General features: G+C 69.2%; 8 protein-coding genes. 6 read left to right on the top strand and 2 right to left on the bottom strand.

Annotated features, from left to right (window positions below):
• The first annotated feature begins 63 nt into the window (after window positions 1–63).
• The 3 genes from HNV26_RS25530 (at window position 64) to HNV26_RS25520 (ending at window position 2957) form a co-directional block, all read left to right on the top strand.
• Window positions 64–1377 carry a heparin lyase I family protein gene (locus HNV26_RS25530; RefSeq protein WP_171452890.1) on the top strand — a complete coding sequence of 438 codons (1314 nt, stop codon included), beginning with the start codon at window positions 64–66 and terminating at the stop codon, window positions 1375–1377.
• Between the two features lie 87 nt (window positions 1378–1464).
• Window positions 1465–1782 (top strand): antibiotic biosynthesis monooxygenase, encoded by a 318-nt coding sequence (locus HNV26_RS25525; protein ID WP_171443522.1) that lies wholly within the window; start codon window positions 1465–1467, stop codon window positions 1780–1782.
• On the top strand, window positions 1776–2957 hold the full coding sequence (locus tag HNV26_RS25520) for an iron-containing alcohol dehydrogenase (protein ID WP_171443523.1): 1182 nt from the start codon (window positions 1776–1778) through the stop codon (window positions 2955–2957). Before HNV26_RS25525 ends, HNV26_RS25520 begins: the two co-directional genes overlap by 7 nt.
• Window positions 2958–2970: 13 nt before the next feature.
• Here HNV26_RS25520 and HNV26_RS25515 read toward each other — a convergent pair whose 3' ends face one another.
• On the bottom strand, window positions 2971–4500 hold the full coding sequence (locus HNV26_RS25515; protein WP_171443524.1) for a pyridoxal phosphate-dependent decarboxylase family protein: 1530 nt from the start codon (window positions 4498–4500) through the stop codon (window positions 2971–2973).
• 17 nt (window positions 4501–4517) lie between these two features.
• A complete protein-coding gene (locus HNV26_RS25510) occupies window positions 4518–6125 on the bottom strand; it encodes a xylulokinase (protein WP_171443525.1) in 1608 nt (535 codons plus the stop codon).
• Window positions 6126–6360: 235 nt separating this feature from the next.
• Between HNV26_RS25510 and HNV26_RS25505 the strand changes: the two genes are divergently transcribed.
• The 3 genes from HNV26_RS25505 (at window position 6361) to HNV26_RS25495 (ending at window position 12301) form a co-directional block, all read left to right on the top strand.
• Window positions 6361–6924 carry a ferritin-like domain-containing protein gene (locus HNV26_RS25505; protein WP_171443526.1) on the top strand — a complete coding sequence of 188 codons (564 nt, stop codon included), beginning with the start codon at window positions 6361–6363 and terminating at the stop codon, window positions 6922–6924.
• A gap of 63 nt (window positions 6925–6987) precedes the next feature.
• Complete coding sequence (locus HNV26_RS25500; RefSeq protein WP_171443527.1) at window positions 6988–8490, top strand: ArnT family glycosyltransferase; 1503 nt, start codon at window positions 6988–6990, stop codon at window positions 8488–8490.
• 256 nt (window positions 8491–8746) lie between these two features.
• Window positions 8747–12301: a PepSY domain-containing protein gene (locus tag HNV26_RS25495; RefSeq protein WP_171443528.1), complete on the top strand. Its 3555-nt coding sequence runs from the start codon at window positions 8747–8749 to the stop codon at window positions 12299–12301.
• Window positions 12302–12354: the final 53 nt, after the last annotated feature.

Genomic DNA, 12354 nt, shown 5'->3' with positions numbered 1-12354 from the left:
CGCCCGTCCCCCCACGGCGCGGACTCCCCATCGTCTGTCTTTAGTTCCCAGAGATCCCCCCACATGAAGAAGACTCTCCTGCTGGTTGGAACGCTGCTCGGTATGAGCAGCACGGGCTGCGGCGCCCCTGAAGATGATGTTTCATCTGAAGCCGGTGCGTCCCCCATCGAATTCGACGCCCTCGGCAACTCCGAGGTCAGCGCCGCGGCGTTGACCACCCCCGGTTGCACCGCACTGACGGCCCGGTCGGTGATTTCCAACGGCCACGACGGGAACGTCCCAGCCAATACCATGGACGACAACCTGGGCACGCGCTGGAGCCGGAGCGGCCGGGGCTCTTGGGTTGACTATGACCTGGGCTCCATCCAGCAGGTCGCCGGTGTCTCCGTCGCGTGGCACCAGGGCAATACGCGCGCGAATGAGTTCTTCGTCTCTGTCTCACCGGATGGCTATACCTATACGCAGGTCTATTCGGGCAAGAGCAGCGGCACCACGACCGCCGCGGAGACGTACAGCTTCAAGGCCATCAACACGCGCCGGGTTCGCATCACCTTCCTGAGCAACAACGTCAATGAATGGGCCAGCATCGCCGAGGCGCGGGCCTGCTCGTCCACGACGTCGACTCCCACCGACCCCACCCCCACCCCAGATCCGGATCCGGATCCGGATCCCACGCCGGAGCAGCCGCCCCCGGGCACCGGCGCCAGCGTGGTGTGGGTCGGTGACTTCGAGACCAACAGCCGCTCCCAGTGGAGCCACACGCAGATGGTGAGCGCGGACCGGCTGGCGGTGGTGAGTTCGCCCGCGCGGCAAGGCCGCTACGCCCTCAAGGCCACCGTGCGCAAGGGCGACGACCCCATCAACTCCAGCGGCAACCGCAACGAGCTGGTGCGCATGACGCGCGAGGCCACGGGCTCCGAGTACTACTACCGCTTCAGCACCATGTTCGACTCGAGCTTCCCCAGCGCGAAGACGTGGCAGCTCTTCACCCAGTGGCACCACGAGGGCAACTCCGGTTCGCCCCCGGTGGAGTTCTACGTCTACGGCGAGGAGATTCGCCTCAACATCGGCGGCAACCCGGGCACCATCGTCTGGCGCACGCCGCTGGTTCGCGGCCGCTGGCTGGACTTCATCTTCCACGTGAAGTGGTCGCCGGACTCCAAGGTGGGCTTCGTGGAGCTGTACCTGAACGGCAAGGTGGTGCTGCCCAAGCGCTACATCGCCACGCAGTACAAGGGTCAGCTCAACTACCTGAAGGTCGGCCTGTACCGGAATGACACCATCAGCCCCGTGGGCATCATCTACCACGACGGGTGGACCATGGCCCGCAAGCTGGAAGACGTCATCAACCCGACGGCGGTCCTCAAGGCTCCGTAGCGACTGACGGGCCGCCAACACCCCTGCCTCCACCCGGGCCGGCGGTCGCGTCCCCACGCGGCCCCGGCCCGGAGTAGTTTCCGGAGCATGTCCCACAGTCTCCTCGTCGTTCACGTCCAGGTCCACGTCAAGCAGGAGCACGTGGACGCCTTCCACCAGGCCACGCTCGCCAATGCGCGAGAAAGCGTGAGGGAGCCTGGCATTGCCCGCTTCGACGTCCTGCAGGACGCCGAGGACCCCACGCGCTTCGTGCTGGTGGAGGCGTACCGGACGCCGCAGGCCCCCGCCGCGCACAAGGAGACGGCGCACTACCTCACCTGGCGCGACACCGTGGCGCCGATGATGGCGGAGCCCCGCACCAGCCAGAAGTTCGTCAACCGCTTCCCTGAAGACGCCGGGTGGTGACGGACGTGAGCGATTCTTCCTCGTTCGAGTTCGCCACCGCCACCCGCGTCCTCTTCGGTCCGGGCCGCCTGGCTGAAGCGCCGGAGGCCATCCGCGGCCTCGGGGGCTCCCGGGTGCTGCTCGTCACCGGCGCCAATCCCACGCGTGCACGGCCCCTCCAGGACGCATTGGAGCGCCTGGGACTGGGCGTGACGATATTCTCCGTGGACGGCGAGCCCACCGTGGAGCGTGCTCGTGAAGGCACCGCGCGCGTCGCGGAAGCGGGCTGTGATGTGGTGGTGGCCATGGGCGGAGGCAGCGCGCTGGACGCGGGCAAGGCCATTGCCGCGCTCGCCGCCAACGGGGGCGACCCGCTGGACTACCTGGAAGTGATTGGCCGGGGCCGGCCGCTCATCCGCCCGTCCCTGCCCTTCATGGCCATCCCCACCACGGCCGGCACCGGCTCCGAGGTGACGCGCAACGCGGTGCTGAGCTCGAAGGACGCGAAGGCGAAGGCCAGCCTGCGCAGTCCACACATGCTGCCGCGCGTGGCGCTGGTGGACCCGGACCTGCTCACTGGGGCGCCTGCCGCCGTGCTCGCGTCCAGTGGGATGGATGCGCTGTCGCAGCTCATCGAGCCCTTCCTCTCCGCGCGCGCCAACCCGCTGACGGACGCGCTGGCACGCGAGGGCTTGCGAAGGTCGGCCCGCTCGCTGCGGCGCGCGGTGCTGGACGGTCCGGATGCGTCCGCCCGCGAGGACCTGGCCCTGGCCAGCCTGTTCGGCGGTCTATGTCTGGCCAACGCCGGCCTGGGCGCGGTGCACGGCTTCGCCGCGCCGCTGGGTGGCATGTTCGACGCGCCCCACGGCGCGGTATGCGCGGCGCTGCTGCCCGCGGTGCTGGACGTCAACCTGCGCGCGCTGCGGGCCCGCGCGCCAACGCATCCATCACTGTCCCGGGTGCAGGAGTTGGCGGTGCTGCTGACGGGCAGGGCCGATGCTCGGGCCGAGGACGCCGTCACGTGGGTGGACACCCTTCGCGCGGCGCTGGGCGTGCCGGGGCTGGGACGCTACGGGCTGACGGAGGCCCAGGTGCCGGCGCTGGTGGCGAAGGCCAAGGAGGCCAGCAGCATGAAGGCCAACCCCCTGGTGCTGACGGACGCGGAGCTGGCGGAAATCGCCAGCCGGTCGCTGTAGGCCCCGCGCGCCGTTACACCTTGTAGAGCAGGTCCATGTACTTCTTGAGCAGGTCGCTCACCAGACCGCGGAAGGGCACGGAGGCGGCCATGCCGTACACGGGCGCCATCGACCCCTTCGCGCTGGGGTGGGACTTCACGTAGTCCACGGCGTCGCGCAGGTCGACCAGGAACTGGTCCGCGACGCCGGGCTGCGTGTGGCGCAGCGTGACGCACAGGTGGACGGCGGACGGTTTGTGCAGGCCGTTGAGGTTCCACCCGTGCTCGCTCATCCGCTCCATCACCTGGAAGATGTCCACGGACTCCGACCCGAAGGCGATGACGAACAGCGGGTCGCCCAGCACGTGCAGCTCGGGGATGTCGCGGATGCCCTTCTTGATGGTCGCCGCTGTCTCCAGGATGCTCCGGGTGGCGTCCAGGTAGCCCTGCTCGCCCATGCTCACCAGCGCGGCCCACGCCGAGGCGATGAGCGCCCCGGGCCGGCTGCCGGAGAAGGTGGGCGAGAAGTAGATGCCACCCGGCCAGTCCGTCGCCGTGAAGTACTGGTGCGAGCGCAGCTCCGTGCCCCGGTACAGCACCACGGAGGAGCCCTTGGCCGCGTAGCCGAACTTGTGCGTGTCCACGGAGATGGACGTCACGCCCGGCAGCCGGAAGTCGAAGGGCGGCACGTCGTAACCCAGCTTCTTCGCGAACGGCAGCACGAAGCCGCCCAGGCATGCGTCGGTGTGGAAGCCGATGCGCTTCTTGCGCGCAATCTCGGACAGCGCCTCGATGGGGTCGATGACCCCGTGCGGAAAGCCCGGCGCGGAGCCGATGATGACGATGGTGTTGCGGTTCACCGCCTTGCGCATGGCCGCCACGTCCGCGCGGTAGTCCGAGCCCACCGGCACGCGCACCATCTTGATGCCGAAGTAGTGCGCCGCCTTGTCGAAGGCCGGGTGCGCGCTGGCGGGCGCCACCATCTCCGGCCGGGTGATGCCCTGGGTCTCCCGGGCCCAGTCCCGGTACGTCTTCATCGCCAGCATGATGCTCTCGGTGCCACCGGACGACATGGCCCCGCAGATGCGCGCCTCCTCCGGCTGACCCGCGTTCGCCACGTCCGCGCCGAGCATGCTGGCCGTCATCGCCACCACCTCCGCCTCGAACTTGGTGGCGCTGGGCCAGAGGTCGGCGTGCAGCGGGTTGCTCTGCGAATGCAGCGCATAGACGCGGTTGAGGAACGCGATGTGCTCCGCGTCCCCGTTGTACACGCCTCCGGACACGCGCCCTTCCCGCCAGCGGTACTCCTCCTGCGACTCCAGGGCCTGGAGTTCACGCAGCACGTCCTCGCGCGAGCGCCCCGTCGGCGGCAGGTGGTCGAACGACTGCATCTTCCCGCGGTAGGGCTTGAGGCCGCTCTCCAGCTCGGACAGCAGCGAGCCCGTCTCCCGGTTGAGCAGGCCCTTCACGCCCGGAACAGCCTTGAGATAGCGCTCCGCTGCGGAAAGCAGCCTCGGCGGGACGTGGTTGAGCAGGCTCAGCGCCTTCAGGTCTGGAAGTGCCATGGCGAACTCCTGGGGGTTCAGGCGCTTCGCGCGCGATTGAGCCGCGCGAAGATGGCCTTGTTGTGTTTGTAGATGTTGACGAACTCGCGAAACAGCTCGTCGTAGAGCGCCGCGTTCTTCGATTCCGGATGAAAGGTGCGGGCGACCGGCACGAGCGAGGGAATCTCCTCCACCGTCAGCCGCCCCAGCGCCACCGCGGCCTGGAACGCGGCGCCTCGTGCGTTGGCGAGCACCGGCTCATCCACCTGCTGCACCGCGCGGCCCAGCACGTCCGCGTGAATCTGGCACCACAGCGCGGAGCGCGCCCCGCCGCCGATGATTCGCAGCGAGTCCAACCGCCGGCCCACGAACTGCTCCACATAGGTGAAGAGCCAGCGCGAATTGTAGGCCACGCCCTCCATCACCGCCCGGACCATGTGCGCCCGCGTCGTCTTCAGGGACTGGTTGAAGAAGCCGCCGCGCAGTGACTTGTCGTCCACCGGGCTGCGCTCGCCGTTGAGCCAGGGCAGGAAGATGAGCTGGTCGCTGCCCGCGGGGACGTTGCCCGCCTGCGCCTCCATCACCCGGTAGAGGTCCGGCGCGTCACCGTCCGTGCCCGCCCCCGCATCCCGGCCATACAGGATGTTGTCCTTGAGGAACGTGAGGCAGATGCCGGCGGACTCCTGCTCGTTGGCGAGCAGGTAGCGCCCAGGCAGGGCGGACGGCACGGACGCCATCTGGTGGAAGAGGTCCGTCTTCTTGTAGGGCACGTGGCAGCACAGCCACGACGAGGTCCCCACGCACAGGTGGGGCTCGAAGTCGCCCACCGCGCCAGAACCCACGGCGGCGGCGAGGATGTCCGGCGCGCCCGTCACCACCTGAACGTCCTCGCGCAGGCCCAGCTCACTCGCGGCCTGCGCCTGGAGCGGCCCCAGCACCGTGGAGGCGGGGACCAGGTCCGGGAGCTTCTCCCGCTCGAGCCCCGCCATCTTCAGCAGCCGGTCGTCATAGGCGATGCGGCCCAGCGCGCGGTTGTCCGTCACCCAGTGCAGGGTGATGGAGTCATACGAGGCGGCGCAGCGGCCACTCAGCTTCAGGTTGAGCCAGTCCTTCGGCTCCAGGAACTTGTACGTCCGGCGGTACACGTCCGGGCGCTCGCGCCGCAGGTAGAGGATGTGGCCCACCGGGTCCTTGCCCGACAGGCTGGGCACTCCGCCCGACAGGCGAATCCACGTCATCAGGCGGCGGACGTCGTAGCCTTCCACGGAGAGGAAACCGCCCACCGCGCGCTTCACGTCCGGCGCGCCGCGCGAGTCCATCCAGATGAGCGCGGGGCACACGGGCGCTCCGGACGCGTCCACCGCGACGGTGCCGGACCACTGCGAGCTGCAGTTGACGCCGATGACGTCCTCCGCGCGCACGGCCCCGGAGGCCAGCAGGCGCCGCGTCGCCAGGACGATGGCGCGCCACCACGCCTCCGGCTGCTGCTCGGCGCCCCCTTCCGGGAGCAGGGACAGCTCCAGCGGCTCCACATCACCGCCCAGAATCCGCCCCCTCAGCGTGACGGCCGCCACCTTGACGGCGGACGTCCCGAGGTCAATGGCCAGGATGGCCTGCTCACCTGCGTGGGACACACTTCCCTCCATGCCGGGCGCCAAGACAGACCGGGCGGGCGACTGCCGCGGCGGCCGAGTCTAGGAAACGAACGCGTGCAGCCTGCCACCGACGCGTGGAAGTTCGTTGTTTTTCTGAAAGCCCGGAAGAAGTCCCCGTGCCCTCGCCCGTCCCCGGGGCGTGGTGGCGGACCATTCCTCCCGTGGGTGGCTTCGCCGCGCCCCGCCCTTCCTACCTTTGCGCGAGGCCCAGAACAGGGGGACGACCATGGCCGAAGTCCAGCAGCCCTTCCTCACGGATATCACCGAGATTCGCCGCCGAGCCCGGGAGCACCTGGAGGAAGGCGCCATCACCGAAGACTATGAGGGCGACGTCAACGCCACCATCAAGCTGCTCAACGACGCGCTGGCGACGGAAATCGTCTGCGTGCTGCGCTACACCTACCACTACGTCTCCGCGGTGGGCATCCAGAGCGAGTCCGTGAAGGACGAGTTTGGACAGCACGCCCGCGAGGAACAGCAACACGCGCTCCGCATCGCCGAGCGCATCAACCAACTCGGTGGCAAGGCGGACTTCAACCCCGAAGGACTGCTGTCCCGCAGCGCCAGCCAGTACGCCGAAGGGCAGAACCTGGTGGACATGATCAAGGAGAACCTCATCGCCGAGCGCATCGCCATCCAGACGTACCAGGAGATGGTGCGCTACTTCGCCAACCATGACCCGACGACGCGCCGGCTGCTGGAGGACATCCTCTCCAAGGAGGAGGAGCACGCCAACGACATGCATGACCTGCTGGTGGCGCACCAGGGCAGGCCGCCCCTGCGGAGCTGAGCGCCGCCTGGCCGCCGCGCTCGCGCCTGGCTAAGGTGGCGGGCAACGCGTCCGGGGGGTGGCATGCGCAGGCGCTTCACCGCTGTGAGCGAGCTGTGTCGGCGGCACCCGGTGGCCCTGGGCGCCGCCGCTTCCTTCAGCCTCAGCCTGCTGCTGCGCTGGCTCTACCTGCAGGCGTCGCCTGACCGGACCTGGCCCTTCTCCATCTTCTTCTACGGCGACGCGCGCTTCTTCCACGCCTACGCCGCCGACCTCGCGCGGGGGCACACCGGGCCCGCCACCCTGCCCTACCACCCGCCCCTGTTCCCCTGGCTCCTGGGGCTGCTCTACCGCGTGCTGGGCCCGCCGCAGGGCAGCGCCTACCCGTACAAGCTCGCGCTGGCGCTGCTGAACGCGGGCACGGTCGCCTTCACGGGGTGGTGGTGGCGCAAGGTGCTGGGCACCGGCTGGAGCCTGCTGGGCGCCGCCCTCTTCGCGAGCAGCTTCGGCTGGCTGGTGCTGTCCACCACGTACAGCAACGAAGTGCTCTACGTCCTCTTCCTCTCGGCCACCTGCGCGCTGATGCTCCAGCACCGCGCGGGCCCCACCTGGACGGGCGCCGTGCTGCTGGGCGCGGTCATGGGCCTGGGCTCGCTCACCCGCGCCGAACACCTGTACCTCTGGCCCTTCCTCCTCGCCTGGGCCTGGCTCTACCGAGGCGCCACGCCCCCGCGGACCCTGGCCCTGCGTTGGGGCGCGGCCCTGCTCGTCACCGCCGTCGTGCTGGCCCCCTGGGCCATCCACAACGCGCGCGTGCTGCGCGAGCTCAACGCCCGGACGCCGCACCTGGAGCCGCTGCCCGTGCTGGCCCCCGTCACCGTGTACGGCCCCATCAACTTCGCCATGGCGAACCACGCCGCGGCCACCGGGGGCTTCACGCCCGACAGCGTCAACCAGATGGGCCAGGAGGGCTTCCTGGACGTGGCCAACCCCGCCCAGCGCCACCTGCTGCTGCACGGATACGCGGAGGGGCTCGCGTGGATGCGGGATTACCCGGCGGACGCGGCGCGTCTGTGGCTGGCCAAGCTGGACCGCTGGCTGGACGGCTTCCGGCTGGGTCTGGGGGCCTCCAACCTGCCCGCGGGACTGCACGGCGCCCGGGCCCCCGTGGACGTCTTCGTGCCGGAGCGCGCGTGGCTGAAGTGGCCGCTCACCCTGCTGCTGCTCACGGGCGCCGCGCTGTCCTTGCGGCCCGCGTGGCGCGGCTTCGCGCTCTTCACCGCCGTGCTGCTGCACCGGGCCCTCATCACCGTCGCCTTCTTCGGCTACACGCGTGGCCTGCTCGCCGTCTTTCCCGCGCTCATCCCGTTGCTGTTGCTGCCGCTCGTGGTGCTCGTCACTCGCGCCTCCGCTCAGCGGGGGTCCACCTGGCTGCCCGCCGTCGCCGCCGCCGCGTTGCTCTTCTTCTGGGTGGAGGCCGGCGTGCTCGCGCTGACCGCGCCCCGGCGCTTTGTGGCCAGCGGGAGCACCGACCGCGCCAGCGGCAAGCTCATCCAGGATGACTGGGTGCGCATCTGGCCAGACTGAAGGCGATTCGCGCCCACATGGAAAAACTTCAATCCCGCGGGATGACAGCCCGGTTCGTGCGCGGCAGGTCGAATGCCAGGCACACCACCAGTGAACACTTCTAAGTCCTGTTATTCTTGCAAAACTTTCTTCGGGAATAGGGAACGGAATCCCACGTATTCAGATTTAATTTCACACCCGGTATGGGCGTTGACGTGCTCCGTGCAGGAGCCACCGCGAGGGCATGTGCCTCCGCGGGTCCGCAGAGGAGAAACGCATGCGCCACACACGGGTGTCAGCAGCATGTCTCGTCCTGCTCCTATCCACCTCCGCCTGGGCATTCAAGCCACCTGACAAGGGACAGAGCGCCGTCGCCGACAAGGCTTTCTTCAAACCAGAGCTGTACCTGCCCATCCAGAACATGCCGTTGCAGCAGGCCCGCCAGCAGATGAACTCGCTCGGCGCCGACGCGTGGGACGACTTCTTCAAGCGCAATGGGCGCGAGTTCAACGTCTACATCGACCCGCGCACGGGAACGCCCACCGCGGTGCAAGGCACCATTCCCCTCATCCCCGGTGACGGCTTCAACAACAAGGTCACCATGGACGAGGTCCGTGAGTCCATTGGCCGCTCCATCGCGAACGTGGACGAGGCCGCCGTCGGTGACCTCATCTTCAAGTTCATCGCGGACAACCAGGCCGCGTTCAACGTCGACCTGATGCAGATGGGCAACCCCCGGGTGACGCGCATCAACGACGACCTCATCCAGGTCCACATCTCCCAGCAGGTCAACGGCGTCCCCGTGCGCCACGGGCGCATCGCGGCCACCATCAGCCACGGCAACCTCATCCTCATTGGCACCGAGGCCTGGGCCAACGTGCGCATCGACACCCGCCCCCGGCTGGCCCCGCAGGACGCGCTGGTGTCCGGCAACGGCTTCGTGGGGATGAACACCAGTCCCCAGACGCTGTGGCAGCAGCCCACGCTGGAGATTGCCCCCGTGGCGCTCGCGGGTGAGTCCTTCAACGGCGCCGTCGGCACCGGCTACGAGCACCGGCTCGTGTACACCTACGGCTTCTCCGAGGCCGGCGGCAACGAGCGCTGGAAGACGACGGTGGACGCCCAGACGGGCGAGGTGCTCGCCGTGGAGGACGACAACCACTACTTCGACGCGCAGATCAAGGGCGGCATCTACCCGACCACCAACATCGACATCTGCACCTCCAACGAGACGTGCGGCACCATACAGCCCGACTCGCCCATGCCCTGGGCCAATACGGGCCCGAACACCTTCACGGACGGCGCGGGCGTCTTCAACTACAGCTCCGGCACCGTCACCACCACGCTCGCGGGCAAGTACGTGCGCATCAGCGACTCGTGCGGCGCCATCAACGTCAGCGCCTCGGGCACCATCGACCTGAAGGGGAACGGCCACGACTGCAACGTGCCTCCGGGCACTTCGCCGGGCAACACCTCCGCGTCCCGCTCCAGCTTCTACGAGCTGAACAAGCTGGCCGAGCAGGCCCGCGGGTGGCTGCCCACGAACACCTGGCTCCAGGGCCAGCTGCTCTCCAACGTCAACATCAACAGCACCTGCAACGCCTTCTGGAACGGCAGCTCCGTGAACTTCTACCGGAGCGGCGGCGGCTGCCGGAACACCGGTGAGATTGGCGCCGTGTTCGACCACGAGTGGGGCCACGGCATCGACGACTTCGACGCCAACGGCTCGCTCAGCAACTCGTCGGAGGGCTACGCGGACATCGCGGCCATCTACCGCCTGCAGACGTCCTGCGTGGGCTACGGCTTCTTCCAGACGGTCAACACCGGCTGCGGCCTGACGCCGGACGGCACGGGCTACAACCAGCAGGAGGCGCAGGTCTCCGGCCAGTCGTGGTGCAACACCAAGTGCTCCGGCGTGCGTGACGCGGACTGGGCCGCCAGCGTGCCCAACATCCCCGCCACGCCGCAGAACTTCGTGTGCCCCATGTGCAGCTCCGGCTCCGGCCCGTGCAGCCGCCAGGTCCACTGCGCGGCCTCGCCCGTGCGTCAGGCGGCCTGGGACTTCGTCACGCGCGACTTGACGGCGCCGCCGTTCAACTACGACTCCAACACCGCCTTCATCGTGGGCAACAAGACGTTCTACCAGGGCAGCGGCAACGTGGGCACGTGGCACGCCTGTAACTGCACGGCGGGCACGTCCGACGGCTGTGGCGCCACCAACGGCTACATGCAGTGGCTGGCGGCGGACGACGACGACGGCAACCTGGCCAACGGCACGCCGCACATGTCCGCCATCTACGCGGCGTACAACCGGCACCGCATCGCGTGCTCCACCCCGACGGTGACGAACAGCGGCTGCGCCGCCGGCCCCACCGCGGCGCCCGCCAACACCACCGCCACCCCGGGTGACGGGCAGGTCAGCCTGAGCTGGAACGCGTCCGCGGGCGCCTCCCAGTACTGGGTGATGAAGACGGAGGGATTCGCGGGCTGCGACTTCGGCAAGGCGAAGGTCGCCACCGTCACGGGCACCACCTACACGGACGGCGAGGTCGCCAACGGCCGGCAGTACTGCTACTCCATCGTCCCGGCGTCCTCCAACGCGTGCTACGGCGCCGCCAGCGCGTGCACGTGCGCCACGCCCGTCTGTGCCGCGCCCGGCACGGCCGTGCTCGCCGCGCCCTCCGGCGGCGCCACCGGCGTGGAGCTGTCCGCGGTGCTGGACTGGAACGACGTCTCCGGCGCCTCCACATACGAGGTGCAGGTCGCCACCGACGCGGCCTTCACCAACGTGGTGGCCAGCGCCACCGCGCTGACGGCCAGCACCTGGACGGTGTCGCCAGCCCTGGCCACCAGCACCTCGTTCTACTGGCGCGTGCGCGCGAGCAACTCGTGCGGTGGCGTGGGCGCCTGGAGCGCGGCGTCCACCTTCACCACGCGCGGCTGCGTCGCCCTGGCGGCGCCCACGCTGAGCAGCCCCGCAGACGGCGCCACCGGCGTCGGCACGTCCGCGGCGCTCGACTGGAGCGACGTGCCCAGCGCCACCACCTACGAGGTCCAGGTGGCCACGGACTCGGCCTTCACCAACGTGGTCCGCTCGGCCACCGCCCTGACGGCCAGCGCGTGGACGGTGACGCCAGCGCTGAGCAGCAGCACCCCGTACTACTGGCGCGCACGGGCGGCCGACTCCTGCGGCACCAGCGCCTACAGCACGGCGAGGAGCTTCACCACCACCAACATCTGCACGCCGGTGGCCGCCACCTACAACGCCACGCTGCGGACACCGTCCTGCGGCAACGTGTGCGGGTGTGACACCGGGACGGTGCTCGTCAACGGCCGCGGCACCCTGTCCGGCGGCGCCGAGCCCAACCAGCCCAACACCCTCAACGCCTCCTGCGCGGACGGAAGCTCCGGCACCTACCACAGCGATGAGAGCATCGACCGTGTCGTCCTCCGCACGGTGGACCACAGCGCCTTCTCCGTCGGCAAGCAGGTGACGGCCGAGGTGACGGTGTGGTGCTGGGGCACCACGGACCGCTTCGACCTGTACTACACGACCAACACCTCCGCGCCGTCGTGGGCGGCGCTGACCACGGACGTGGCCTGTACGGGCAGCGGTGCGCGGACCTTCACGCACACCTTCAACCTGGGCGCCACCGCGGGCAACCACGCCATCCGCGCGCAATTCCGATACGGCGGCACCGCGAGTTCGTGCACCTCCGGCAGCTACAATGACCGCGACGACCTCGTCTTCGGCGTGGCGGCCGCGGTGGCCTCCTCGGCGCCGGAGAAGACGCGCAGCGTGCAGGGACGCTCGACGCAGGCGACCCGTTGATGAACGCCCCCCGTCACCCGGCGTGACGGCGGAATGAACGCGAAGGGCCTCCG

The organism is Myxococcus xanthus, assembly GCF_013116825.1.
Lineage (GTDB): Bacteria > Myxococcota > Myxococcia > Myxococcales > Myxococcaceae > Myxococcus > Myxococcus xanthus_B.
Note: the sequence above shows the minus strand (reverse complement) of the source record. Positions and strands in the feature narration are given on the sequence as shown.